This is a genomic window from Kineococcus sp. GCM10028916, from assembly GCF_042674865.1.
GTDB lineage: Bacteria > Actinomycetota > Actinomycetes > Actinomycetales > Kineococcaceae > Kineococcus.
Genome location: NZ_JBHTFM010000020.1, coordinates 131,503 through 156,157, shown reverse-complemented (window position 1 = coordinate 156,157; position 24,655 = coordinate 131,503). Strand labels below are relative to the sequence as shown.

At 72.6% G+C, this 24,655-nt stretch carries 23 protein-coding genes; 7 read left to right on the top strand and 16 right to left on the bottom strand.

Annotation, left to right across the window (positions count from 1 at the left end):
- The first annotated feature begins 42 nt into the window (after positions 1 to 42).
- On the top strand, positions 43 to 819 hold the full coding sequence (locus ACFQ46_RS21350) for an SDR family NAD(P)-dependent oxidoreductase (RefSeq protein WP_380261852.1): 777 nt from the start codon (positions 43 to 45) through the stop codon (positions 817 to 819).
- A gap of 4 nt (positions 820 to 823) precedes the next feature.
- Here ACFQ46_RS21350 and ACFQ46_RS21345 read toward each other — a convergent pair whose 3' ends face one another.
- The 3 genes from ACFQ46_RS21345 to ACFQ46_RS21335 all read right to left on the bottom strand — a co-directional run bounded on the left by ACFQ46_RS21345 (position 824) and on the right by ACFQ46_RS21335 (position 5,104).
- Complete coding sequence (locus ACFQ46_RS21345) at positions 824 to 1,465, bottom strand: TetR family transcriptional regulator (RefSeq protein ID WP_380261849.1); 642 nt, start codon at positions 1,463 to 1,465, stop codon at positions 824 to 826.
- 70 nt (positions 1,466 to 1,535) lie between these two features.
- A complete protein-coding gene (locus ACFQ46_RS21340; protein ID WP_380261847.1) occupies positions 1,536 to 3,050 on the bottom strand; it encodes a chemotaxis protein CheW in 1,515 nt (504 codons plus the stop codon).
- Entirely contained in the window at positions 3,047 to 5,104 is a 2,058-nt protein-coding gene (locus ACFQ46_RS21335; protein ID WP_380261845.1) for a PAS domain-containing protein, read from the bottom strand. Before ACFQ46_RS21335 ends, ACFQ46_RS21340 begins: the two co-directional genes overlap by 4 nt.
- Before the next feature lie 118 nt (positions 5,105 to 5,222).
- On the opposite strand from ACFQ46_RS21335, the gene ACFQ46_RS21330 reads away from it, so the two are divergent.
- On the top strand, positions 5,223 to 5,804 hold the full coding sequence (locus ACFQ46_RS21330; protein ID WP_380261843.1) for a nuclease: 582 nt from the start codon (positions 5,223 to 5,225) through the stop codon (positions 5,802 to 5,804).
- 3 nt (positions 5,805 to 5,807) lie between these two features.
- Here ACFQ46_RS21330 and ACFQ46_RS21325 read toward each other — a convergent pair whose 3' ends face one another.
- From ACFQ46_RS21325 to ACFQ46_RS21315, 3 genes are all read right to left on the bottom strand, one after another.
- A complete protein-coding gene (locus ACFQ46_RS21325) occupies positions 5,808 to 7,232 on the bottom strand; it encodes an MATE family efflux transporter (RefSeq protein ID WP_380261841.1) in 1,425 nt (474 codons plus the stop codon).
- Between the two features lie 70 nt (positions 7,233 to 7,302).
- On the bottom strand, positions 7,303 to 7,740 hold the full coding sequence (locus ACFQ46_RS21320) for a MarR family winged helix-turn-helix transcriptional regulator (protein ID WP_380261839.1): 438 nt from the start codon (positions 7,738 to 7,740) through the stop codon (positions 7,303 to 7,305).
- 68 nt (positions 7,741 to 7,808) lie between these two features.
- Positions 7,809 to 9,332, bottom strand: coding sequence for an ATP-dependent DNA ligase (locus tag ACFQ46_RS21315; RefSeq protein ID WP_380261837.1), 1,524 nt, complete (start codon positions 9,330 to 9,332; stop codon positions 7,809 to 7,811).
- Between the two features lie 107 nt (positions 9,333 to 9,439).
- Between ACFQ46_RS21315 and ACFQ46_RS21310 the strand changes: the two genes are divergently transcribed.
- Positions 9,440 to 9,604 carry a hypothetical protein gene (locus tag ACFQ46_RS21310; protein ID WP_380261835.1) on the top strand — a complete coding sequence of 55 codons (165 nt, stop codon included), beginning with the start codon at positions 9,440 to 9,442 and terminating at the stop codon, positions 9,602 to 9,604.
- 40 nt (positions 9,605 to 9,644) lie between these two features.
- Positions 9,645 to 11,147: a reverse transcriptase family protein gene (locus tag ACFQ46_RS21305; protein WP_380261833.1), complete on the top strand. Its 1,503-nt coding sequence runs from the start codon at positions 9,645 to 9,647 to the stop codon at positions 11,145 to 11,147.
- Here the strand turns inward: ACFQ46_RS21305 and ACFQ46_RS21300 are convergent.
- The 3 genes from ACFQ46_RS21300 to ACFQ46_RS21290 form a co-directional block, all read right to left on the bottom strand.
- Positions 11,092 to 11,448 carry a DUF3817 domain-containing protein gene (locus ACFQ46_RS21300; protein WP_380261831.1) on the bottom strand — a complete coding sequence of 119 codons (357 nt, stop codon included), beginning with the start codon at positions 11,446 to 11,448 and terminating at the stop codon, positions 11,092 to 11,094. The genes ACFQ46_RS21305 and ACFQ46_RS21300 overlap by 56 nt on opposite strands.
- A 215-nt stretch (positions 11,449 to 11,663) precedes the next feature.
- Entirely contained in the window at positions 11,664 to 13,130 is a 1,467-nt protein-coding gene (locus ACFQ46_RS21295) for an aminobutyraldehyde dehydrogenase (RefSeq protein ID WP_380261829.1), read from the bottom strand.
- Between the two features lie 83 nt (positions 13,131 to 13,213).
- The gene (locus ACFQ46_RS21290; RefSeq protein WP_380261827.1) at positions 13,214 to 15,454 is read right to left on the bottom strand and encodes a putative bifunctional diguanylate cyclase/phosphodiesterase; all 2,241 of its coding nucleotides are present in this window, start codon (positions 15,452 to 15,454) and stop codon (positions 13,214 to 13,216) included.
- A gap of 159 nt (positions 15,455 to 15,613) precedes the next feature.
- Between ACFQ46_RS21290 and ACFQ46_RS21285 the strand changes: the two genes are divergently transcribed.
- Complete coding sequence (locus ACFQ46_RS21285; RefSeq protein ID WP_380261825.1) at positions 15,614 to 16,495, top strand: TIGR03620 family F420-dependent LLM class oxidoreductase; 882 nt, start codon at positions 15,614 to 15,616, stop codon at positions 16,493 to 16,495.
- A 44-nt stretch (positions 16,496 to 16,539) separates the two neighbouring features.
- On the opposite strand, the gene ACFQ46_RS21280 is transcribed toward ACFQ46_RS21285, so the two are convergent.
- Positions 16,540 to 16,887 carry an STAS domain-containing protein gene (locus ACFQ46_RS21280; RefSeq protein WP_380261823.1) on the bottom strand — a complete coding sequence of 116 codons (348 nt, stop codon included), beginning with the start codon at positions 16,885 to 16,887 and terminating at the stop codon, positions 16,540 to 16,542.
- Complete coding sequence (locus ACFQ46_RS21275; protein ID WP_380261821.1) at positions 16,884 to 17,108, bottom strand: hypothetical protein; 225 nt, start codon at positions 17,106 to 17,108, stop codon at positions 16,884 to 16,886. The genes ACFQ46_RS21280 and ACFQ46_RS21275 overlap by 4 nt, the downstream gene beginning before the upstream one ends.
- Before the next feature lie 478 nt (positions 17,109 to 17,586).
- Between ACFQ46_RS21275 and ACFQ46_RS21270 the strand changes: the two genes are divergently transcribed.
- Both ACFQ46_RS21270 and ACFQ46_RS21265 read left to right on the top strand, forming a co-directional pair.
- A complete protein-coding gene (locus ACFQ46_RS21270; protein ID WP_380261819.1) occupies positions 17,587 to 18,189 on the top strand; it encodes an RNA polymerase sigma factor in 603 nt (200 codons plus the stop codon).
- Complete coding sequence (locus ACFQ46_RS21265; protein ID WP_380261817.1) at positions 18,186 to 18,641, top strand: hypothetical protein; 456 nt, start codon at positions 18,186 to 18,188, stop codon at positions 18,639 to 18,641. Before ACFQ46_RS21270 ends, ACFQ46_RS21265 begins: the two co-directional genes overlap by 4 nt.
- A gap of 10 nt (positions 18,642 to 18,651) precedes the next feature.
- Here ACFQ46_RS21265 and ACFQ46_RS21260 read toward each other — a convergent pair whose 3' ends face one another.
- From ACFQ46_RS21260 to ACFQ46_RS21240, 5 genes are read right to left on the bottom strand one after another with little or no spacing between them, the layout of a single operon-like run.
- On the bottom strand, positions 18,652 to 19,815 hold the full coding sequence (locus ACFQ46_RS21260) for a M20 family metallopeptidase (RefSeq protein WP_380261815.1): 1,164 nt from the start codon (positions 19,813 to 19,815) through the stop codon (positions 18,652 to 18,654).
- The gene (locus tag ACFQ46_RS21255; protein ID WP_380261813.1) at positions 19,812 to 20,444 is read right to left on the bottom strand and encodes an FMN-binding negative transcriptional regulator; all 633 of its coding nucleotides are present in this window, start codon (positions 20,442 to 20,444) and stop codon (positions 19,812 to 19,814) included. The genes ACFQ46_RS21260 and ACFQ46_RS21255 overlap by 4 nt, the downstream gene beginning before the upstream one ends.
- Entirely contained in the window at positions 20,441 to 21,895 is a 1,455-nt protein-coding gene (locus ACFQ46_RS21250) for an amidohydrolase (RefSeq protein WP_380261811.1), read from the bottom strand. Before ACFQ46_RS21250 ends, ACFQ46_RS21255 begins: the two co-directional genes overlap by 4 nt.
- Positions 21,896 to 21,921: 26 nt before the next feature.
- Positions 21,922 to 23,499, bottom strand: a complete 1,578-nt coding sequence (locus tag ACFQ46_RS21245; RefSeq protein WP_380261809.1) for a hydantoinase/oxoprolinase N-terminal domain-containing protein — start codon at positions 23,497 to 23,499, stop codon at positions 21,922 to 21,924.
- The gene (locus ACFQ46_RS21240; protein ID WP_380261807.1) at positions 23,496 to 24,602 is read right to left on the bottom strand and encodes a DUF917 domain-containing protein; all 1,107 of its coding nucleotides are present in this window, start codon (positions 24,600 to 24,602) and stop codon (positions 23,496 to 23,498) included. Before ACFQ46_RS21240 ends, ACFQ46_RS21245 begins: the two co-directional genes overlap by 4 nt.
- Positions 24,603 to 24,655: the final 53 nt, after the last annotated feature.

The window sequence follows — 24,655 nt, the reverse complement described above, 5'->3', positions numbered from 1 at the left end:
GCCCGCATCCTCCCCGACCGGGAGTTCCGGCAGGATCGGGGTGTGGAGGACTTCCTGGGGGACCTGGCGGGTCGCGTGGCGATCGTCACCGGCGGTGGACGCGGCATCGGCTTCGCGTGCGCGCAGCGGTTGGCGCGGTCGGGGGCGTCGGTGGCGCTGCTGGACCTGCGTCCCGAGGTGAGCGACGCGGCGGCGCGCCTCGCGACCGAGCACGGGGTCGCCGCCCTCGGGGTGGCGGTCGACATCACCGACCCCGACGCCGTGACGGCCGCGGTCGCCGAGGTCGGAGCCACGCTGGGGCTGCCTTCGGTGCTGGTGACGGCGGCCGGCATCCCCGGCAACGACGACGCCTTCGACGTCACCCGGGAACGGCTCGAGCAGGTCATGGCCGTCAACGTGACGGGGACGCTGCTCGTGGCCCAGGCCTTCGCGCGGACGTGCCGGGACGCCGACCGGGGCGGCAGCGTCGTCGTCGTGGGGTCGATCTCCGGACGGATCGTCAACGTCCCGCAGCGCCAGAGCGCCTACAACGCGTCGAAGGCCGCGGTCGAGTCCCTGATGCGCTCGCTCGCGCTGGAGTGGATCGGGTTCGGGGTGCGGGTCAACGCCGTCTCGCCGGGCTACGTCCGGACCGAGATGACCCGCTGGGACGTGGAGAACCTGCCCGACCGCGTCGCGGAGTGGCGCTCCCGCATCCCCGCCGGCGACCTCGGCCGACCCGAGGACGTCGCGAACGCCGTGGCGTTCCTCGCGAGCTCGGCGTCGAGCTACGTCGTCGGTCAGACCCTGGTCGTCGACGGGGGATACACGATCCTGTGAGTCCTCAGGACGGCTGCGCGGTCCCGTCCAGCCACCCCTGCAGGACGGTGCAGAGCGGCTGCAGGTCCCGGTCGAGCTCGGGCACCAGCTCCTCGGTGGGGTGCTCGACGGCCAGCCAGCGGCGCAGCACCGAGAGGTAGGCCGCGTGCACGGCTCCCGCGACGGCCTGCGGGGCGATGTCGAGGACGGCCATGTCGTGGCGGTGGGCCACGAACGAGGCGACGTGCTCGCGCCAGCGCGCCCACTGCTCCGACTCCCCCGAACGCAGTTCGGTGGACTCGTCGATGACCCGGAAGCGCTGCATCCACATGCCCTGGCCGTCGATCACCCGGTACAGGGCGCCGAGGACGGCCCCCCGGACGAGGTCGAGGGTCGCGTCCTCGCGGGCGACCGCCTCGTCGAGCAGCCCGGCGAAACCTTGGGTGTACTCGTCGAAGCGCCACCAGACGATCGAGGCCTTCGAGGGGAAGTACCGGAAGAAGCTCGTCTTGCTCACCCCGGCCCCGGCGGTGATCTCCGCCAGGGTCGTCTCCTCGAAACCCTTGCGCAGGAACAACTCCACCGCGACGGTCTCGATCTCCTCGCGGGAGGAGGCCGGAGGGCGTCCGCGGCGTGGGGCGGGGGTCTCCACCTGTTGCTCACTCACGTCCGACAGCGTGCCACAAGCACCTGCGCCCAGAGTCACTCCGCCCCTGGGGACCCCGCTGGACCGCGGGTCAGGGCACGGTGATCCGGGGTGCGCGCCGGGGCGACACGACCGACAGCGCGACGACGGTGAGGTCGACGCACGGCAGCAGCGGACCCTGCTCGGACCCGACCCGGACGAGGGGGGAGCGTTCCTCGGCGGCCGCCTCGTCCAGGTCCTCCCGCCAGACCGGCCGCTCGATGTCGCTGAGCCCTTCGACGACCAGCCCCACCCGTTGCGGGGCGGCGTCCGGGTCCTCGGCGGGGACCCGGACGAGCAGGACCACGGCGTCGAGCGGATCGGCGACCCTCCCGCGCCCCAGGTGGTCGGCGAGGTCGACCAGCGGGACGACGTCGTGCCGGGTGACGAGCGAACCCAGCCCTGAGCGTCCGCCGATCCACGGCGTCGGATCGGTGGGGAACGGGACGACGCCGTCGACCTGGGCCAACGGCGCGGTCAGGGTTCCCCGGGCGCGGAACACCACGACCGGGTCGTACTGCGGCGCCACGGGGAGGGCGTCGCCGAGGACCCGCGTCCGAGGACCTCCGGAACCCGGCCCCCCGGTCCGGGCGGCCGTGTTCAGCGCGGTCAGCGCACTGATCTCGTCGTCGGCCAGCAGTGCCGCGACGTCGAGCACGAACGTGTGCCCGTGCGGCATCCGGGCGACGGCGCGCACCGCGTCCCGTGCCCGTCCCGTGCCCGGCGGCGGCGGCAGCAGTGCGGCCGGCGCCGGCCGGACGATGTCCAGCGCCTCGTCGAAGACGAGGGCGAGCAGCCCCCGGTCGGAGCGCACCAGCAGGGCCTGCCAGGGACCGGTCGCCGCGACGGGCGGCAACCCCAGCAGTCGCAACGGGTCCACGACGGGCAGGCGGACGTCGCCGTAGTCGGTGACCCCGAGGCACAGGTCCGAGCTGAGCTGCGACGGGGCCGGGGCGAGCGCGGGCAGCGTGGTCTGGACGTCGGCGACGTCGACGCCGAGCAGCACCGAGGTCCCGTCGGCGGAGCGGCAGCGCACGACGAGGTAGGCGGGGTCGAGCGACGCGGACGTCGCGGCGGCCGCGAACTCGGTCGAGCCACCGTCGCCGAGGTGGCTCGCCGCCATCGCCAGGACACCGGGGAAACCCAGGACGGCGGCCGGGTCGAGCAGGCTGCCGATCTCCTGGGTCCCGGGCCGCGCGAACGTCGCCGAGAACAACCGGGGAGCCCCGTCGGGCGTTTCGACGACCGGTTGCAGGGCGCCCGCCTCGAGGTCGACGACGTCGTGCACCCCGTCGACCAGCAGACCGAGGGCACCACCTTCGTGCACGAGGACGACGACCCCCATCGCCTCCCGGTGCCGGGTCCTCCCGGTGACGGTCCCGATGTCGAGGACCGGCAGCACCGAGTTCCGCAGCAGGAGCGCCCCGACGAGACCGGCCGCCGCCGTCGGGAGCGCGTCGAAGTGGTCCGGCAGCGGAACCACCTCGCGCAGGACGTCGACGGGCAGCGCGACGAGGGCGTCCTCGATGCGCAGCAGGCCGACCCGCACCGACCCGTCGGTGTTCACGACCCCTCGCTGGTCCGGGCGGCGAGATCGGCGATGAGGGTGCGGACGACGGCGGAGGTGTCCTGCTGCAACCTGGTCGCGCCGGCGATCGTCGAGATCGACTCCGACGTCCGGGCGACGCTGGTGACGATGCTCTCGAAGGCGGTCTGCGCGGCGCGCGAGACCTCGGCGCCCTCGGTCACCCGTGTCTCCGACTCCGCGATCAGTTCGGCGATCTGCCCCGCTGCCGTCGAGGACCGTTCCGCCAGTTTGCGGACCTCACCGGCGACGACCGAGAAGCCCACGCCGTGCTCGCCCGCCCGGGCGGCCTCGATGGAGGCGTTGAAGGCCAGGAGGTTCGTCTGCGCGGCGATCTCGCCGATGACGCGGACGATCTCGGCGATCGAACCCGAGGAGCGGCGGATGAGGTCGATCGCCTCGAGGGACCGCTTGAGCGCCTCGAAACCCGTCTGGGCGTTGGAGTGGGTCTCGGAGGCGAGGTCGCGGGCCTGCACCGCGTTGGAGGCGATCTCGTCGATCGAGTGCGAGAGCTCCGCGACGGTCTCGTTCATCTCGCCGCTCTTCGCCGCGATGAGCTGTTCGAGCTGCGCCTGGACGGTGACGTCGTAGGCGTACTTGATGACCTTGAACGGCCTGCCGCGCAGGTCGAAGATCGGGTTGTACGTCGCCTGGATCCACACGTCGCGGTCGTACTTCCCGACGCGGTGGAACCGACCCGCGATGAAGTCGCCCTTGCGCAGCCGCAGCCAGAAGTCGCGGTACTCCGCCGACACCCGGTACTCCGGGGAGCAGAACAGCGCGTGCTGCTGACCCTGGAGCTCCTTCAGGGAATAGCCCATGGTGCGCAGGAAGTTCTCGTTGGCGGTGAGGATGTTCCCCTCGAGGTCGAACTCGATGACGGCCTGTGCGCGGTCGACGGCCTGGACCCGGCTGGCGAACTCGGCGCTCTGCACGGTGGTCCCGGTGACGTCGACGGCGTACTTCACGACCTTGATCGGCCGGCCTTCCGGGTCGAGGATCGGGTTGTAGGTGGCCTGGATGAAGATGTCCCGACCGTCCCGGGTGAGGCGGCGGTAGGTTCCCTCGTCGTACTGGCCGCGACCGAGCTTCTCCCAGAAGCGCTGGTACTCGCTGCCCGCCGCGTCCTCGGGGTCGACGAAGATCCGGTGGTGCTTGCCCTGGACCTCGGTGAGCGAGTACCCCAGCAGGTCCAGGAAGTTCCCGTTCGCGGTCAGCACCGTGCCGTCGAGGGCGAACTCGATGACGGCCTGCGAGCGGTCGATGGCGGCGACGCGGCCTTCGAGCTCGACCCCGCGGACGGCGGCGTCGGTCACGTCGTAGGCGTACTTGATGACCTTGACGACCTTGCCGTCGGGGCCGAACACCGGGTTGTACGTCGCCCGGATGCGCACCTCGCGTCCCTTGGCGCCGAAGCGGGTGAACTCCCCGGCCTCCGTCGACCCGGACCGCAGACGACGCCAGAACGCCACGTAGTCGGTGGAGGCGGCGTAGGCCGGGTCGCAGAACATCCGGTGGTGCTGTCCGACGACGTCCTCGGCCTCGTACCCCAGGAGCTCCAGGCAGGTGTCGTTGGCTCGCAGGACCAGGCCGTCGGGGCAGAACTCCACGACCGCCTGGGCGCGTTCGATGGCGCGGACCTTGCTGCGCAGGTCGAAGAGCTCGTCGCGTGCGGCGGTGACGTCCGAGGCGACGACCAGGGTGGCCGAGGTGCCGGCGACGGTGTGCGTCGCGCAACGCAGCCAGCGTCCCGTCCCGGTCACCAGCGCCTCCAGGACCGTGGGTCGACCGGTGAGCAGCTCGCGGACCTCCCCGGGGCCCGGGACGGTCAGCAGGTCGCCCAGCGTGCGGCCCGTGAGGTGCTCCGCGGTGGCGCCGAGGTACTCCACGGCCCGCGCGTCCGCGTGCAGCAGTTCACCGGTGGCGGTGTCGACCACCAGGAGCGCGTCCCGGTCGGCGACCAGGGCGGTCAGCGCCTGCTGCAGCGCCGGCGCGTCGAGGTCGACGGGGCGGGGCGTTGCGGGACGTGCGTTCATCTGGAGCACCTCGTGGATCGTCGGTGGGGTGTGGACTTCTCCTGTCCACGATGTCGGCGCGCGTGACTGCGGTCTTGAGGGGGCCGGAACGCCGTCGGCGGCGCGATAGCCTCCCAGCGTGGTGACTGTGACGAGCGGTGCGGCGGAGCGGACGACCTACGTGGTCGTCGACGGCGAGAACATCGACGCGACGCTGGGTGCGTCGATCCTCGAGGGACGGCCCGCCCCGGAGCAGCGGCCGCGCTGGGAGCGGCTGATGGATTTCGCCCGCACCACGTTCCAGCAGCCCGCCAAGGGTCTGTTCTTCCTCAACGCCTCCTCCGGGCACCTGCCGATGTCCTTCGTGCAGGCCCTGCTGGCGCTGGGCTACCAGCCGATCCCGCTGGCCGGCGGTCCGGGCGAGAAGGTCGTCGACATCGGCATCCAGCGCACGCTGGACGCCCTCGTCGACCGCGACGGCGACGTGCTGCTCGGCAGCCACGACGTCGACTTCCTGCCCCAGATCGACCGGCTGCTCACCGGCGACCGCCTCGTCGGGATGGTCGGGTTCCGGGAGTTCATGAACTCCCAGTACGCCGGGCTGCACGAGCGCGGCCTGAAGGTCTTCGACCTCGAGGACGACGTCCGCGCGTTCAACGTCGTGCTGCCGCGGGTCCGGATCATCCCCCTCGCGGACTTCGACCCGTTGCGCTACCTCTGAGGTTCACCCCTCGTCGAGGACGGCCCCGGCCCGTTCCGGGCTGCCCTCGGCGAGGTCGCGGTCGATCGAGGCGCGGAACACGGACCACAGCACGATCCCGGCCAGGAGCACCGCCACCTCGGTGACGGTCAGCGCCCAGACGATCCCGCTCAACCCGAACCAGAGGTGGAAGAGGACCACGGTCGGGACGAACAACACGCCCTGCGTCAGCGACATGACCGTCGCGGGCACGGCCTTGCCCGTCGCCTGGAACAGCGAGGTGATGAGCCCGGTGAACCCGTTGGCGACCATCGCGACCAGCTGGGCGGTGATGATCGTGGCGCCGATCGAGAGGGTCGACGGGTCGGACACGAACGCGGAGAACACCTGGTCGCGCAGGAGGAACACCGTCACCGCGAAGACCAGCGCGATCCCACCGACGGTCACCGCGGAACCGCGCACGGCCGCGGTCAACCGGTTCCGGTCGCCCCGGCCGAAGGAGTGGGCGAGCAGCGGCAGGACGCCGAGGGTGACGCCCATGACGAGGAACTCCGGCACCTGGGCGATGCGGACCGCGACGCCCATGGCGGCCAGTGGGCCGTCACCGTAGTTCGCGGCGAGGTTGTTCAGGACCAGCGACGTGACGATGAGGAACGCCGCCTGCAGGAGTTCCCCGACCCCCACTCCCAGAACGGGTCTCACGACGCCACCGGAGAGGGTGAACCACTTCGGGGCGAGGCTGACGTGGTCGCTGTTGCGGGTGAGCCAGATCGCGAAGTACACGACCGTGACGAGGTTCGCGAGGCCGGTCGCGAGGGCGGCCCCGGACACGCCCCGGTGCAGGACGAGGATGAACAGGGCGTCGAAGGCGACGTTCGCGACGGTCGAGGCGACGAGTCCCACCATGACGGTGCGGGACGCTCCCTCGGCCCGGACGAGTTGTTCCAGGCACATCGCCGCGGCGAGCACGGGCACGAACACGAGCAGGACGGCCACGAACTCACGCGTCGCGGGCAGTGCGGTCGCGTCGGCGCCGAGCAGGGTCACCAGGGGGTGCAGCAGGAGCAGCCCGACGACGGCGACGACGATCCCGACGACGACGGAACCCCAGAGGGCGAACGACGACGCGCGCTCGATCTCACCGGCCCGGGTGGGGTCGTTCTCCGCCGCACCGAGCAACCGGGAGACGAGCGCCCCGCCGCCCACGCCGAAGACGTTCCCGACGGCCATGACCAGTCCGAGGACCGGCGATCCGAGGGTCACGGCGGCGAGGAGGGCGGTGTCGTGCTGGGAGCCGATGAAACCGGCGTTCACGACGTTGTAGAGCGCACCGACGATCAGCGCGGCGGCCATCGGCACGCACAGGTGCAGGAGCGCGCTGACGATCGGGGCGGAGGTGAGGTACCAGCGGTTGGTGCCCACCTCCGGGGAGGTGTCGGGTGGGTTCACGGCGGGCTCCGTTTCCGGGCAGGGTGGAGCGCACGCCGACCGGGGTGGGCGCGTCGCAGGAGGTGGGGGACTAGCGGGAGTGACGTTCCAGGTCGGCGGTGATCTTGGCGAGCAGGGCGTGCAGGGCGTCCCGCTCGGCCGGGTCGAGCGGGGCGAGGATCGTCTCGTCGGCCGCGGCCATGGCGGTGTCGAAGCCCGCGATCACCTCGGAGCCGGCCGGGGTGACGAAGGCGCGTTTGCTGCGTTCGTCGCCGGGCACCGTGCGTCGCTCGACGAGACCGCGGGCCTCGAGTCCCTTGAGCAGGCTCGAGACGCTCGCGGCACTGGTCCGGGTGATCTCCGCGAGGTCGCGTTGGATCGCCCCCGGGTTCTGGGTGAGGTAGCCGAGCACGAAGGCCTGTTCGTGGCTGACCTCGCGGGCCCGGATCCAGTCCTCGCCCGCCTTGCGCTGAGCCCACCCGATCCAGCGGACCAGGTCGAGGGTGCTGGTGAGCTCGGGTGCGTCCATGGTCAGAACACTAACTGTTAGAGCTCTAACCGTCAACCCTCGAACTGACCGGACCACCCCCTCGCCGGTCAGCGCGCGAGCTTCAGGACCGTCTCCAGGGTGTCGGCCTCGTCCGCCGTCTTGTCGTCGCGGTACCGGACCACCCGGGCGAAGCGCAGGGCCACCCCGCCGGGGTAGCGGGTCGAGCGCTGCAGGCCGTCGAAGGCGATCTCGACGACCTGCTCGGGGCGGACGGTCACGACGTGGCCCGTGTCGTTGCGGGGGTCCTCCGTCTGCAGGTCGCGGAACCGCGCGGTCTGCCAGGTCAGCACCTCGTCGGTCATCCCCTTGAACGTCTTGCCCAGCATGACGAAACCGCCGGTCTCCGGGTCGCGGGCGCCGAGGTGGATGTTCGAGAGCCACCTCGAGCGGCGGCCGGAACCCTGCTCGACGGCCAGCACCACGAGGTCGAGGGTGTGGACGGGTTTCACCTTCACCCAGGCGCCCCCGCGGCGACCCGCCGCGTAGCGGGAGTCCAGGTCCTTCACCACGACACCCTCGTGACCGGCGGCGACGACGTCGTCCGCGAACCCGCTCGCCGCCTCCGCGTCGGCGGTCACCAGGCGGGGAACCCGCCAGCGTTGCGGGACGAGACCGTCGAGGGCCTCGAGCCGGTCGCGCAGCGGGACGTCGAGGAGGTCGACGCCGTCGAGGTGCAGCACGTCGAAGAAGTACGGGGTGACGATCGTCCCCGACGTCTGAGCGGTCCGGGACGCGGTGTCCTGGAACGCCTTCGGTCGGCCGTCGTCGCCGAGCGCCAGGGCCTCTCCGTCGAGGACGAACTCGTGCGCGGGGAGTTCCCGGACGATCTCGACGACCTCCGGCAACCGGGTGGTGATGTCGTCCAACGTCCTGGTCGCGATCCGGATCCCCTCGGGACCGCGGTGCACCTGGATCCGGATGCCGTCCAGCTTGGTGTCCACCGCCACCTCGCCGGTGAAACCCCCGACCGCTTCGGCGACCGACGTCGCGCTCGAGGCGAGCATCGGCAGCAGGGGCCGGCCGACGTGCAGCCGGAAACCGGCGAGTTCCCCGGCGCCGCCGTGCAGGGCGGCGACGACGGCGTCGACGGTCGAACCCGCCAGCATCGCCGCGCGCCGCACGTCCGGTCCGGGAACCCCGGCGACGACCGCCGCGGCGTCCTGGACCAGCGCGTCCAGCGCCCCCTGGCGCAGTTCCCCGGTCACGACGCCCCGGAGCCAGCGCTGCTCGTCGGCGGTCGCCCGGGCGAAGAGGTCGTCCACGGCGGCAGAACGCTTCGCGGCGGAACCGGCCCCGCCCAGGGCCGAGATGCCCTCGAAGCGGTGGTGCACGTCGTCGACGGTCAGCGACGCCGCCTCGGCCGGGTCGGGGAGAGCGCTGAGCCCGCGCCACCCCAGACCCGTCCTGCGCTGGCGCAGGCTGCCGCCGAGGTAGGAGGCGACGACGGCAGCCCGGTCGGTGTCGTCGCGGTCCAGCCGTCCCAGCAGGTCGGCGAGGGCGGCCACCTTCGCCGTCCGCGAGCGGGTGGCGGCGACGGTGGTCGAGGTCGCGACGACGTCGGCGAGCAGCACGGGACCATCCTGCCCCCGGCCCCGCGGGACGGCCCTCCCGAGGGTGCCTTCCGGTCCGCACCGATCCGTGGCAGGGTCGGTGATCTTGTCACACCCCGGAGGTGCGCGTGTTCCGCAACCTGGTCGACCACCCGGCCGTCCTGATCGTCCTCCCGCTGCTGCTGGGGCTCGTCGTGCTGGCGGTGGTGGTCTACCTCCTCTACCGGGTCGTGCGCGCCGCCGTGCGGGACGGTCACCGCGACGCCGATCGGGGACGGGACCCGAAGGACTGACAGGACGCCCGGCCGTGTGTGATCGTGACGGGGTGCGGTGGTGCCGGGGCGAGAGGGCTCGTCGAGCGTCGGTGCACCGACGCCGGTCGAGCAGCTCCGGGGTCACCCCGGGGACAGCACGAGAGGTTCGGCACGACGTCGCAGGGACGTCAGCGCGCTCCGCGCGCCCTCGTCCCCGCAGCACAGGACCGGTCGCCCGGCACCACCGCGCGCACGCATAACCGACAGTTCCGCCGACACCGTCGTCGTCGCCCTGGCGGCCGCGTTCCTCGACGGAGCCTGGACCCCCGAGGGCCTCACGCACCGTGGTCGGGCCGCCGTCGGGTCGCCGAGGGCGGGGTGGGTCGCGAAGGTCGCCGCCGCGGTCCTCGAGCAGTTCCACCGACCGCCGCACGACGCACCGCGGGAACTCCACACCTGCATCCTGCGCAGCACCGCGTACGGGAGCGCGAAGCACGCCGCCGCGAGGCGCGGGGTCCCGCTGCGGATGGCGCACCTGGCGGTCGGGACGACCCGCATGCGCGGCAACCGGTTCGGTGTCCCCGAACTGCACACCGTCCTCGACGTCGCGGAGTTCCTCGAGGTCGATCCGGAACACCTCGACTGGTTCGCGGACCTGCGGCGCCACCAGGTCCGGGCCGCCGGCCGGGCCCTGCACCACTACCGGTCCGCGTGGACCGCGAAACGCGGTGTCCCGCGACTGCTGGAGGCGCCGAAACCCCGGCTGAAGCACCTGCAGAGGCGGGTCCTGCACGAGGTCCTCGACCGGGTGCCCGCTCACGACGTCGCCCACGGGTTCGTCCCCGGACGGTCCGCGCTGACCGGGGCGTGGGACCACGTCCAGGCCCGCACGGTCGTGCGGTTCGACCTGGAGGGTTTCTTCGCCTCCGTCCCGGCGTCGCGGGTCTACGGCAGGTTCCGGTTGATCGGCTACGCCGAACCCGTCGCCCACGTCCTCACGGGGCTCACGACCCACGTGACCCCGTTGACCGTCCTGCGCACGATGCCCGACGGTGGGGCCGCCGACGCGCGGTTCCGACTGCGGCGCAACCTCTCCCAGGCGCACCTCCCGCAGGGGGCGCCCACCTCACCGGCACTGGCGAACCTCTGCGCGCACGCGGTGGACCGGCGGCTGGACGGGCTGGCGCGGGCGGTCGGGGCGACGTTCACCCGCTACGCCGACGACCTGACGTTCTCCTCCACGACCGGGCTCGACCCGGCGGCGTTGGCGCGTTCGGTGAGCCGCATCGTCGCCGACGAGGGTTTCGTCCTGAACCCGGTGAAGACCCGCACCCGCGGCCGGGGCGCCCGTCAACTGGTGACCGGGCTCGTCGTCAACGACCACCCGAACGTCCCGCGGGACGAGTTCGACCGGTTGAAGGCCGTCCTGCACAACTGCGTCGTGCACGGCCCGGCGTCGCAGGACCGGGCCGCGCACCCCGACTTCCGCGCCCACCTGGAGGGGCGCGTCAGCCGGGTCGAGTTCGTCAACCCCGCGAAGGGGCAGCGACTGCGCCGGAGCTTCGAGCGGATCCCGTGGTGAGCTTGCCGTGGCGGACGAGCCAGCGTTCGAACACCAGCGTGCACAGCGGCGGGATGCTCGCGGCGAGGCCGACGAGCGTCACCCGGAGGCTCCACCGCAATCGGCGAGCGGCCCACACCGTGGAGATCAGGTAGATCACGAAGCCGACCCCGTGGATCATCCCGACCACCGGCACACCCCCCTCGTGCGGGGCGTCGACGACGCGCTTCAGGAACACCGCGACGAGCAGCGCGGTCCACGAGATCGCCTCGAACGTCGCGATCACGCGGAACCAGCGGGCGGCGAGCGGCCCGGACGTCATGGGGATCCTCCTCCTGGCGGGGTCGTTCCCCCAAGTCTGACGCCCCGTAGGAGACCCCCGGACCGCCCCCGGTGTGTGATCCCTCACCCCGCGCCGAGCCGAGCCGAGCCGAGCCGAGCCGAGCCGGGCTGGGGGTGGTGGACCGTTGACGCTACGGGCCGAACTCATTGGCCCGAAGCGTCAACGGTCCCAACCCCCCCCTCCGCAGCCGCGGGTCAGGAGAAGACGGTCCGGTGCCACTCCTTGCGGGCGGTGCCCGTGCGGTCGAACATCACGTGCTTGACGGCCGTGTACTCGTCGAGGGAGTAGGTGGACATGTCCTTGCCGAAGCCCGACGCCTTCACCCCACCGTGCGGCATCTCGCTGATGATCGGGATGTGGTCGTTGATCCACACGCACCCGGCGCGCAGTTCCGCACTGGCCCGCATCGAGCGGTAGACGTTCTGCGTCCAGGCCGAGGCCGCCAGCCCGAACGGCGTGTCGTTGGCGAGGGCGAGACCCTCGTCGTCGGTGTCGAAGGGCAGGGCGACCAGCACCGGCCCGAACACCTCCTCCTGCACGATCTCGGAGTCCTGCACCGCGCCGACCAGCAGCGTGGGGGAGTAGAACGCGCCCGGACCGGACGGCGCGTGGCCCCCGGTCACGACCTTCGCGCCCGCGTCGACGGCCCGCTCGACCATGCCGGCGACCTTGTCGCGCTGGCGGACGTGGATGAGCGAGCCCATGTCGGTGGCGGGGTCCGTGGGGGACCCGACGCGGACCCCGGCCATGAGTTCCGCGGTCCGGGCCACGAAGTCGTCGAACAACGGCCGCTGCACGTAGGCGCGGGTGGCCGCGGTGCAGTCCTGGCCCGCGTTGACGAGGGAGGCCGCCACCGCTCCCTGGGCGGCGGCCTCGAGGTCGGCGTCGTCGAACACCACGAACGGCGCCTTGCCGCCGAGTTCGAGGTGGACGCGCTTCCCGGTGCGCGAGGCCACCTCCATGACCCGTCGCCCCACCGCGGTGGAACCGGTGAAGGAGCTCATGGCGACCCGCGCGTCGCCGACCAGGGCCTCCCCGGCCTCCGGCCCGGTCCCGGTGACGACGTTGAAGACCCCGTCGGGAAGGCCGGCGGCGCTGAAGACCTCGGCGAACAGCAGGGTCGTCAGCGGTGTGTTCTCGGCGGGTTTCAGGACGACGCTGTTCCCCGCGGCGAGCGCCGGCAGGACCTTCCACGCGGCCATCTGCAGCGGGTAGTTCCACGGGGCGATCGACCCGATCACGCCGAGGGGTTCGCGGCGCACGTAGGAGGTGTGGTCGCCGTCGTACTCGCCGGCCGCCCTGCCCTCGAGCACCCGGGCGGCGCCGGCGAAGAACACCGTGTTGTCGACGCTGCCGGGGACGTCGAACTCGCGCGACATCCGCAGCGTCTTGCCGGTCTGCGCGGTCTCGGCGGCGGCGAACTCCTCGGCCCGTTCCGCCAGCAGTCGGGCGGCCGTCGCGAGGACCTCGGCCCGTGCGGCCGGGGTGCTGCGCGACCATGCGGTGAAGGCCCTCGCCGAGGAGGCGACGGCTTCGGCCACGTCGGCCGCGGTCGCGGCGGCACCCGTGGCGATCACCGCGCCGGTGGCGGGGTCCTCGACGACGAGCTGCTGCCCGCCGCCGGTCCTGCGGGATCCGTCGATGTACTGGAAGTCGTCCACGGAAGGCTCCTCGGGTGCGGATTCGTGGGCGCCAGACTGCCTGATCGACGGATCGCGCGGAAGGGCGGGCCGGGGACGGACCGTCAGATCAGGACGCCGTCGCTCTCCTGGCCGTCCTCGGCGTGCGTGCGCTGCACGAGACCGGGGACGTCGTCGGCCGCCACGGCGCTCCCGAACCAGTGACCCTGGGCGCGGTGGACGCCGAGCGCCAGCAACGGTCCCACCTGCTCGGAGCGTTCGACGCCTTCGGCGAGGATCCTCAGGTCCATCGCCCGGCAGAGCGCCGCGATGCCCTCGAGCAGCGACGTGTCCCCACTGGTCACCAGCGTCGTCAGCGAACGGTCGAGCTTGACGGTCGAGATCGGGAACCGGCGCATGTAGGACAGCGAGGTGTAACCGATGCCGAAGTCGTCGAGGTCGAGGTGGAACCCCGCGGCGACGGTCTCGCGCAACGACTCCGCGATGCGGGGGTCGTCGGGGAGTTCCTCGTGCTCGGTGATCTCGAGGTGGATCCGTTCGGGGGCGATGCCGTGCGCGGCGGCCAGGGTGGTCATCCACCGGGCGAGGCCGTGGCGGTGCAGGCTGCCGACCCCGAGGTTCACGGCGAGGTGCAGCGGCGGGACACCGAGGGCGTCCCACTGCGAGAGGTGGCGCACCGCGCGCGTCGCGACGTGCTCGTCGAGGCGGGCCCCGAGACCGGCCGCCTCGGCGTGGTGGAGGAACTCGTCGGGCATCAGCGTCCCCGCCCGCGGGTGGCGCCAGCGGACGAGCGCCTCGACCCCCACGATGCGCACCGACGACCCCTCACCGAGTTCGACGATCGGCTGGTGCACGACGACCAGTTCGCCGACGTCCGCGGGGGACCCGTCGTGCAGCAGCAACCGGCGGAGTTCCTGCTGCATGGTGAGCCCGCCGAGGACCCGTTCGCGCAGTTCGGGCCGGTAGACCTGGGCGCGGCCCTTGCCGGCCTGCTTCGCCGCGTACATCGCGATGTCGGCGTCGACGAGGGCGACCTCGAGGGTCACCCCGGCGGGGAGCGGTGCGATGCCGATGCTGGCGCTGACCTGGTACGGCAGCCCGCTGAACTCGAAGGGCGCGTCGAGGGCCGCGAGCATCAGGTCGGCCGGTCCCTCCTCGTCGTCGGGCCCGGTCCAGCAGACGACGATGAACTCGTCGCCACCGGTGCGGGAGACGACGCCGCGCACCCCGACGGCCCGTCGCAGCCGGTGCGAGACCTCGACGAGCAGGGCGTCGCCGACGGCGTGGCCGCGGGTGTCGTTGATCTGCTTGAAGTCGTCGAGGTCGACCAGGCACAGGTGCAGGTCCTCGCCGCGCAGGCGCTGCTGCAGCTCGCGGGTGGCGTTGGGCAGACCCCGTCGGTTGACCAGGTCGGTGAGGGGGTCGCGGTCGGCGCTGCGTTCGGCGCGGCGCACCGCGAGCGAGGCGAGGGCGACGCCGGCGCAGGCGAGGACGTAGCCGCTGGGCGCCACGACCTGGACGGCGACGTCGGGGAGGACGTGCAGGTTCCCGAGGACCCACAGCACGGGCACGGCGAGGAAGACCGGGACGACGGTGAGCAGGCGCTGCCCGTCGCGGCGCAGGGTGCCGCCGGCGTGGGGGGTGCCGAAGTGGCGCATGCTCGGGTGCCAGGCGGCCGTGGCGAGCAGCACCATGGCGAGGCACTCCAGCGCGGGCAGGACGCGCGCCTGGCCGAGCAGGTCGCCGCGGGCGGTCACCAACGAGGCGATCGCGAGCAGCCCACCGGAGGCGGACAGCACGAGCGCGGTGGCCGGGGCCATGCCGGTGCGGGTCGAGAGGATGCGCAGCAGGACGACGACGAGGACGACGTCGGCGGCCGTGCCGATGAGGACCGCCGGTTCGTCGCCGAGTCCGGTCTCGTGCAGCATCCCCAGGACCTGCACGACGACGAGTCCGCCGCCGCAGAGGGTGAGGAGGACGTCCGGCCAGGTCGTGCGGGACGACCCTTCGCGGCGCAGCGTCCGGACGACGAACGGCACCAGGGCGAGGCCCACGACCTGGACGCCGACGACTCCCCAGCGGGCGACCCCGAGGTCGCCCGGACGCAGGACGGCGGCGACGGCGGCGACGAGGCCGGTCGTCACCAGGGCTAGGACGGCCGCCCAGGCCTGCGGCAGGGTCGGTCGGTGCCGGCGCACCCCCAGCGCGGTCACGAGCAGGGCGGCGGCGTGGACGAAGGCGACGACGAGATCGGCCGGTCCGGGACCCGTCGCGTTGGGCAGGAACGCCACGGCGAGACCGAGGAGGCCCAGGACGGCCAGCACCGCGGCGGCTCGCTTCGACATCGGCTCCCCTTGAACGTCCTCGCTCCCAGAGGCCCGGGACCACCTGACGTATCGGCGGGTCCCGGGTCCGACTCATTCGCCCGATCGGGGGTGCACTCCCGGTGGTGGACACGGTGGGTGACGGGAACACCCCGTGGGGGGCCCGGGGTTGGCGCCGACATGAGCACATCCACGACCCCCCGCCGGCTGAGCCTCTGGGGCGGCGGCCCCTGGCAGGACCCGACCCGCGTGGCGGAGGCCCGCGAGGTCGCCGCGGAGGTCGAGGAGCTGGGGTTCGCGCGGCTGTGGTTCTCCGGCGGTTTCGCACCGGGGATCCTCCCCGCGTTCGGTGAGCTGCTGTCGGCGACCACCTCGCTGGGTGTCGCGAGCGGCATCGTGAGCATCTGGACGGCCACCCCGGCGCAGTCCGCCACGGCGTTCGCGGATCTCGAGCGCGACCACCCGGGACGGTTCCTGCTGGGGCTCGGGAACTCCCACGCCCCCGCCGTCGAGGGGCAGGGGCGGGCCTACGAGAAGCCCTTCACCCGGACGGCGGAGTACCTCGACCAGCTCGACGCGCTGTCCCCGTCGGTCCCCGCGGACCGGCGGGTCCTGGCGGCGCTCGGCCCGAAGATGCTGGAGCTGGCGCGGACCCGGGCGGCCGGGGCCCACCCGTACTTCACGACCGTCGAGCACACGGTGTCAGCGCGCGAGGCCCTCGGCCCCGAGCCGTTGCTGGCCCCGGAGGTGGCCGTCGTGCTGGAGACCGACCCGTCGAGGGCGCGGGCGATCGCCCGGGAGTACGCGGCGGTGTACCTGGCCCTGCCGAACTACACGAACAACCTGCGCAGGTTGGGCTGGGGCGACGCGGACCTGCTGGACGGCGGCAGCGACCGGGCGATCGACGCCCTCATCCCCTGGGGCACGGTCGAGCAGGTCGCCGCGCGCCTCGAGGAGCAGTTCGCGGCGGGGGCCGACGAGGTCCCCGTGCAGGTGCTCGGTGGCGGCGGGGACTTCCCCCGCGAGAAGTTCCGCCTGCTCGCGGAGGCCTTCGCCGGCTGAGGTCACCGGGCGCCGCTCCGGCCGTCCTGGACCCCGCGGCGCGCTCAGTCCACGTCGAGGATGGACTCGATCCCGGTGACGTCCAGCAGGAAGCGCACCTGGTCCGGGGCGTGCCGCAGGCGCAGGCGGCGGGGCGCGATGCGCTGGGTGAGCCTCACCAGGAAGGCGATGCCCGAGGAGTCCATGAACGTGACCGCCCCGAGGTCGACCACGACGACGTGCTCGGCCTCGGCCCCGTCCAGGACGATGCGGGAGCACAGGGCGGAGAGTTCCCCCTCCAGGCCTGCATCCACCTCGCCGCGCAGAGCGATCGTCGTGCACCGCGCGGCGGGGTCGACGAGGAGGGTGCCCACCGCGTCGCCGGGGCGGGTGGTGTCCGGGCGTGAGCTCACCGGCCGCCGACCCCCCGACGACGGCCCGCAACCCGCTTCGCGGAGGCGCGGCTGCGATGGCCGGCCAACGCCGACGCCCCCCGCAGGCCCCGGGACAACGCGGTCGGGCCCTCGGAGCGCTCGAGCCTCCCGGCGATCGCCCCCATCGTCCTGATCCCCAGGGGTACCGCCACGGAGGCGATCACCCAGCGGCGCAGTCCCTGCGAGAGCAGAACCCACATCGTCGTCGTCCTTTCGAAGCCGCACCCGGGGCTGATCACGACCCGGTCGACGTTGAGAGTGCTCGAACCCCTCGTTCGTCACGCCGTCGAGACCGTGACGTGCGTCACTTCCCCAGGTCTTCTAGTAGTCAAGAGTTCAACTGGCTCGTGGGCTCCGGAGGTGGTCCCATTCCCCGACGCAGTCGTTCCTGGCGCACGAAGAGGCATGGCGATGGTTCCCACAGCTCGACCCGGAGACTCCGCGGAACCTCTCGTCGTCCTCGACGCCGGTGCGCTCCGCGGGACCTCACCCCGGTGGGGGACCAAGGAGGTCAAGGGCACGAAGGAGCACGGCGCCCGGCCCGCCGGTCCCGACCTGCTCGCGGAGGCGGTGGTGATCGGGGCGGGTGCCCCACCTCCGCACGGCCGACCCCCGGGTGCCGTGGTCGGGGGAGGACGTGCTGCCGCAGGAGGGGGACCGGTGGAAGGACCGCAGGACGTGACGAGTGGTGGACCCGGGGGCGAGGCCCCGTCCGGGTGGGACCTGGAGGGCGTGCCCGACGAGGCACTGGCCCGCCGGGCCGGGCTCGGTGACAAGGCGGCCTTCGCCGTCCTCGTCGATCGGCACGGCCCGGGGCTGCACCGCCACGTGTCGAGGATGCTGCGCGACCGCGGTGCCGTCGAGGACTGCCTGCAGGAGACGCTGATCGCGGCCTGGAAGGGCCTGCGCGGGTTCCGTGGTCAGGCCAGCGTCCGGACCTGGCTGTTCACCATCGCCCGGCGTCAGGTCTTCGCCCACGGCCGGCGCGTCCCGGAGTCCGGCTCGCTGCCCCACGTCGACCCCGCCGAGGTGCTGGACCGGATCGCGGACCTGCGAGACGATCCCGCCCGGACCAGCGTGGAGTCCGGGTCGCTCGAAGCCGTCGACGTCGCGCTGACCCTGCTCCCCGAGCGGCAACGTTCGGCCTGGCTGCTCAAGGAGGTCGAGGGTTTGAGCTACGCGGAGATCGCGATCGTCCTGGACGTCGGCCCCACCGTCGTCCGCGGCCTCCTCGCCCGCGCGCGGACGACCCTCGCGAGCACGTTGGAGGACTGGCGGTGAGCGGTGAACCCCGCGTGGAGTTCCAGGACCTCGGCGCCCGGCTGATCCGCCGGCACACCGAGAACGGCTGGGTGGCGCTGCGCGACGACCTGCTCGACCGCGCCCTGCGGAGCTTCCGGCCCTCTGCGCCGGTCCGCGGCCGCCACGGCGCCGGTGACTTCTTCGTCGCCGCGGACGCGCTCGTCGCCCTGCTGCGCCGCAGCGTCGACGCGGAACCGCAGGCCGCGGCCTCGGACATCACCTGCGAGACGGACGGGTCGGACGTCCTCGTCTCGGTCACGATCCAGCTCGTCGCCGCCTACGGAGCGCACCTGGTGACCCTCGCCGACGCGGTGCAGGCCCGGGCCCTGGTGGAACTGCAGGAGGTCCTCGGGGTCCTCGCCCCGGAGATCGCCCGGATCCACACCCACGTCCACGTCGAGGACGTCCACCGCGACCCGCGGATGCTCTGACCGCGGGGCCTCACCCCAGCAGGGCCCGGGCGAGCCGTCGCCGGGCGAGATCGGCGAGCAGCGTCGCGTGCTCGCCGAGCAGGGAGTCGTCGAAGACGGCGTGCTCGGAGTGCATCGGACCGGAGGGTTCGGCCGGTGCCACCCCGAGGAACACCAGGGTGCCGGGAACCTGGTCGAGGACGTAGGCGAAGTCCTCCGAGGCCATGGCCGGAGAGGGCATCCGCACGACGGCGTCGCCGTGGCGTTCGTCGAGGAACTCCAGCACGTGGGCGGTCTCGGCCGGGTCGTTGACGGTGACCGGGTAGGAGTCGACGAAGTCCGTGGTGACGCCGCACCCGTGGGCCTCGCCGAGCGCCGTGACGAGTCTGAGCAGTTCGAGGCGGACGAGGGCCAGGGTCTCGCGCGAGAGCGTCCGGACGTTGGCCTCGAGGTCGACGTTGGTGGCCAGCACGTTGCCCGCGGCGGAGTCCGAGGAGATCCGGGTGATCGACACGACGGCCGGGTCGGCGACGGGAACCCGCCGGGCCACGAACGCCTGGACGGCCAGGACGATCTCGGCGGCCACGGGGACGGGGTCCACCGCGTGGTGGGGGTGGGCGGCGTGACCGCCGGTTCCCGAGACGCGGATCCGCAGCACGCTGACCCCGGCCATGATCGGGCCCTGCCGGGTGACGACGGATCTCGAGGGAGTCTGGCAGTCGACGTGGACGGCGTACGCCGCGACGGGACGTCCGCCCGTCACGTCGAGGACCCCTTCATCGATCATCGTCCGGCCACCGGCGAAACCCTCCTCGCCGGGCTGGAACATGAACACGACGCTCCCGGCGAGTTCCGTCCGGCGGGCGGCGAGCAGCCTCGCCGCGCCGACGAGGCCCGCGACGTGCAGGTCGTGCCCGCACGCGTGCATCGCACCGTTCGTCGACGCGAACGGCAGTCCGGTGTTCTCGGTGATCGGCAGCGCGTCCATGTCGCCGCGCAGCAGGACGGTCGGGCCGGGCCGTGCGCCCCGGAGGACGGCGGTGACGGAGCTCAACCCCTTCCCGACGCCGACCTCGAGGTCGAGCGGATCCAGTGCCTCCAGGACGGCCTCCTGCGTCCGCGGCAGGTCGAGGCCGATCTCGGGGTTCCCGTGCAGTCCCCGACGAAGGGCGATCAGTTCCTCGGTGAGCGTCACGACGTCCTCCCGTGCACGTGGTCCATGTGATCGGCCAGTTCCGGGTTGCGGTGGGGCCCCGGGCCGCGCAATGCGGTGACGATGCGTTCGACGACCTCGGCGGGTTTGTCCTGGCTCATCTTCTCCTTGCCGACGAACCGTTCCACCCGCATCGAGAAACCCACGGTCCCGCCGACGATGCGTTCGGCGTAGGCGGTGTTCTCCAGCGAGCGGTGCATCCGGAACGGGTTCGGCAGCGGGTCCTCGAAGTGGTCCACCAGGCGCTCGAGGACGGCGAGGTTCTCACCGTCGGACAGGATCTCCGGCGTGCCGTAGCAGTGGACCGCGGCGAAGTTCCAGGTGGGCACCGCGGTCGGTACGTCGTACCACCCGGGTGAGACGTACCCGCTGGGACCGTGGAACACGACGAGCAGTTCCCTGGCCCCCAACTGGTGCAGCACCTCGTCGGGACGGCCCACGTGGGAGAGCAGCACCAGGTCGTCGGGGTTCGTGTCGTCCAGCAGGAACGGGTAGTGCGAGGCGACCAGGCCGTCGTCGGTGGCGCTCACCATCGTGGCCCAGGGGAACTCCCGGAGGAGGGTGCGCACCGCGTCGGTGTCGGTGAGGGAGTACTCGGGGTTCTCCCTCACAACGAGTTCCAGGTCCAGCGGCCACCGACCATCGTCGCGGCGACCGGCATGTCGCGCAGTCCGGCGTCGTCCACGGTCAGCGGGTCCGCCTCGAGCACCACGAGGTCGGCGACGTCCCCCGCCGCGACGCGGGCGCGGCCACGGGTGGAAGCGGTCAGGGCGACGTCGCGCGGTAGCCGCTGCTCGGGGTGCCAGACCTCGCGTCCGTCCCACGACCGCCCGACGGCGGCGGCGACCGCGTGCCACGGGTCGAGCGGCGCGACCGGTGCGTCGGAACCCAACCGGAGGATGGCGCCGGCGGCGTGCAGGGAGCGGAACGCGAAGGCGCGGTCGGTGCGTCCGGCCCAGTGCCGGTCGGCGACGTCGCGGTCGTCCATGGCGTGCTCGGGCTGGACGCTGGCGGTGAGGCCGAGGCGACCGAAACGTTCGAAGTCCGCGGAACCCACCAGTTGCGCGTGCTCCACGGTGCCCGCGATCCCGAGCGCCTCGAACGCGTCGAGCACCTGACGGGTGGCGAGGTCGCCGATGGCGTGGACGGCCGGCTCGATGCCGTGGTCCCGGGCCAGGACGAGCAGGTCGTGCAGGTCCCCGGGTGCCACGGACTGGATCCCGCACGCGTCCGGCGCGAAGGGGTCGAGACCGGGGTAGGGGTCGTGGCACAGGGCGGTCCGGGTGTTCAGCGAACCGTCGACGACGACCTTCAACCGACCCGTCGTCACGAGGCCGTGCTCGTCCCCGACGGGGTTCCCGGTGCGCCACCCGTCGGCGATCGCCTGCTCGAGGCGGTGCGGCCACACGGAGGCCTCGACCCGGAGGTGGTCGGCGCCCTGAGCCACGCGGGCGGGCCATTCGGTGAGGTTGTCGGTGTTCTCGAAGTCCACGACGCCGACGACGCCGCGACGGGCGGCGTCCTCGGCGGCCGCGCGGTACGCAGCGACGGGCGGGGAGCTGCGCCGGTCCAACCGGTCGAGGGCGGCGATCCACTCGGTCTCGCGCAGCAACCCGCTGTCGCGCAGTGGAACTCCCATGTCACGCATCGCAGCGGAGTTCAGCCAGGCGCAGTGCAGGTCTCCGCTCACCAGGACGACCGGACGATCGCCGGAGACCGCGTCGAGAGCCGCGAGCGTCGGTTCGTCGGGCCACAGCCCGTCGCGGAACCCGTACCCCGTGAGGTCGGTCCCCGGGGCCGAACCGGCGACGAGGGCGATCACCTCGGCGGCGCTGCGTGTCGCGGACAGGTCGAGCCGGGTGCGGGTCACGACCCACTGGGTGAAGTGGACGTGGGCGTCCCACAGGCCGGGGAACGCGAACCGCCCCTGCAGGTCCGGACCGGGTCCGCCGACGTGCGGGGTGATCGCCTCGATCCGCCCCGCGACGATCGAGATGTCGTGCAGGCCCGGGTCTCCCGGGATCCGGGCAGCGCGGAGGACGGTCGGCGCGGGGGTTGTCACGGGTCTCTCCACAGCGGTGTCGGGGTTCAGACGGCGGCGACGGTGCGTTCGCCGAGGCGGGCCAGCGGACCGGCCGCCTTGACCGACACGCGGACCGTCGGACGCTCGGTGTAGGTGACCGGGGTCTCCAGGACGTCGACCACGGTGACCTCCAGCGGATCCGCGCCGGCCTGGATCGCCTTCGCGACGGCCGCTTCGGAGGCGGCCGCGATCGCGGCGTCGCGGTCCTCGAGCGGGCTGAGCTGGTCGGCACGCCCACCGGCGAGCGAGATCGCGGCGCCGACGGCGTTCGCGACGCCGCCGTGATCGGGACGGATGACGGACCCGATCCCCGGCAGGTCGTCGGGGACGAGGAAACCCCCACCGCCGACGACGACCAGCGGGACGTCGCCCCGTCCCAGCGACAGGCGTTCCACCGCCTCCTCGAGACGCTCGTGGGCTCGGGCCAGGGCGGCGCGGAGCATCTCCTGCGCGGCCGCGCTCTGCCGGGGCAGGGTGCGGCCGTCGACGGAGGCTCCGGCGAAGGCGGCCGCATCGGTGAGGGTGGGCGTGGAACCCCCGAACAGCAGCCCTTCGGTGGCGATCCGGTAGCCGACGGAACGAGGGCCGACGGCACCGGTGACCCGGTCGACGACGGTACCGCCGCCGATGCCGAGGCTCAGGATGTCGGGCATCCGGAAGTTCGTCCGCACCCCACCGATCTCCCGCGGCAACGTCGACTCGCGCGGGAAGCCGTTCACCACGACGCCCAGGTCGGAGGTGGTCCCCCCGACGTCGACGACGATCGCGTCGTCGGTGCCGGACAGGTACGCCGCACCGCGGATCGAGTTCGCCGGTCCGGAACCGATGGTGAGCACCGGGTACTGGGCGGCGTAGTCCAGCGACATGAGGGTGCCGTCGTTCTGGGCGAAGAAGGTCGCGGCGTCGAGGCCCTCCTCGGCGACGACGGTGACCAGCGCCTCGGTCACCGACCGGGCGACCCCGTACAGCGCGGCGTTCAGGACGGTCGCGTTCTCGCGTTCCAGCAACCCGGTCGGGCCGATGTCCTGGCTCAGGAACACCCGGGTGTCGGGACCGAGGTGGTTGCGGACCAGGTCGGCGACCTCGAACTCCTGCTCCGGCGAGGACGGGCTGAAGATCCCCGTCACCGCGACCGCGTCGAAGTGGTCGAGACCGTCCAGGAAACGCAGGATCCCGTCACGGTCGAGCTTCGCGATCGGGGTTCCGTCGACCATGTGCCCGCCGCGGACCATCGCCGAACCCGCGAGGACGAGGTCCACCAGGTCCCGGGGCCAGCCGAGGAGCGGCGGGTACTCCGTCGCGGCCGGGGCGCCGAGACGGATCGTCGCGACCCGGTCCAGCTGCTGCCGGCCGACGATGGCGTTGGTGGCGTGCGTCGTGCCGAGCATGACCCGGGAAACCCGCGGACGGTCCTCCCCGATCGCGGCGAGGACGGTCGAGATCCCCGCCCGGATGCCGCCCGTGACGTCCAGGGTGGTGGCCTGCTTGGTGTGCGCCAGGACCGATCCGGCACCGTCGATGACGACGGCGTCGGTGTTGGTGCCGCCGACGTCGACACCGATGGACAGGTCGCGGGCGCTCATCGGGTGGCTCCTTCGAACGGGGTGTAGGTGAGTTCGTAGCCGAACGCCTGCGGACCGGCGAGTTCCAGACCGCGGGGGGAACGCCAGATCGGATCCGCGGCCCAGGCCAGGACGCACACGCGCTGTCCGAAGCGCAGCATCTCGGTGGTGATCGCGTGACCGGTCTCGGCGTCGATGATCGTCACGTTGTCGGGCACGCTCACGATCACCTCGCCGTCCTCGAGGACGATGAGGTTCTCGTTCTGCAGTTCGAGGCGCTGCAACCGACCGCGGTCCTCGCCGGTCCCGGTGATGGTCACCGACCCGCGGGAGAAACCCCCCTCGGTACGGCGGTCCAGGTCGCTGATCTTGCCGGTGAGGAGGATCGAACCACCGAGTTCGGCGGCCACCGCCCGCACCGGTTCCGGCGAGGACAGCAGGGCGTGCCCGACGCGGATCGCGGCGCTGACGGTGCCCTCGATGACCGCTCCGCGGACGGTCTCGGCCGTCATCGGGTAGTGCAGGCCGAGGCAGATGGAGCCGCTGGCGACGGTGAGGGCGCGGGCGTGCCGCTCCAGCCAGTGCATGTCGACGGTCCGCAGGACGGAGACGTTGCCGACGACGTCGCTCAGCACCGAGAACTCGCAGGGAACTCCGGCGACGTTCATGGCGACCATCGCGGCGTCGGGGAAGGCGCGGCCCATGCCGTCGGCGTCGAGGATCTTGAGGCCCAGCTTCGCGGCCCAGCCGACCGGGCTGACCCCGTTGCTGCCACCGATCTCGGCCGCCATCAGGGTCGTGACGGGGCGACCGGCGCAGCGTTCGGCCTCGTCGACGAGGGTCTGGATCTGGGTGGCGGAGGACAGCATCTCGATGCCGACCGTCGGGGCGCCGATCCCGGACACCAGGACGACGAGGTCCTCCGGTCCGAGGTCGTCGACGGTGACGAGGGGGACCGGGCCGTGCTCGGCGATCGACTGCTCGGTCACCATCTGCGACGTGTAGACGGAGCCACCGCCACCGGTGCCGAAGATCGCGGTGCCGGCCGCGAGGGCCGGGACGTCGGACACCGTCACCGCCGTGAGGCGGTCCTGGGTGGGCGCGTCGAGGAGTGGCTGAACCATGGACTCACCGTAGGGCTCGTCCAAAACCGTCACCATGTTCTCCGGGGACAGTG

Excerpts from the sequence above, each read along its gene's own strand:
- ACFQ46_RS21240 (WP_380261807.1), bottom strand. The coding sequence starts at position 24,602 with ATGGTTCAGCCACTCCTCGACGCGCCCACCCAGGACCGCCTCACGGCG.
- ACFQ46_RS21290 (WP_380261827.1), bottom strand. The coding sequence starts at position 15,454 with ATGTCGAAGCGAGCCGCCGCGGTGCTGGCCGTCCTGGGCCTCCTCGGT.
- ACFQ46_RS21285 (WP_380261825.1), top strand. The coding sequence starts at position 15,614 with ATGAGCACATCCACGACCCCCCGCCGGCTGAGCCTCTGGGGCGGCGGC.
- ACFQ46_RS21275 (WP_380261821.1), bottom strand. The coding sequence starts at position 17,108 with ATGTGGGTTCTGCTCTCGCAGGGACTGCGCCGCTGGGTGATCGCCTCC.
- ACFQ46_RS21335 (WP_380261845.1), bottom strand. The coding sequence starts at position 5,104 with ATGAACGCACGTCCCGCAACGCCCCGCCCCGTCGACCTCGACGCGCCG.
- ACFQ46_RS21320 (WP_380261839.1), bottom strand. The coding sequence starts at position 7,740 with ATGGACGCACCCGAGCTCACCAGCACCCTCGACCTGGTCCGCTGGATC.
- ACFQ46_RS21245 (WP_380261809.1), bottom strand. The coding sequence starts at position 23,499 with ATGAGCGCCCGCGACCTGTCCATCGGTGTCGACGTCGGCGGCACCAAC.
- ACFQ46_RS21300 (WP_380261831.1), bottom strand. The coding sequence starts at position 11,448 with ATGACGTCCGGGCCGCTCGCCGCCCGCTGGTTCCGCGTGATCGCGACG.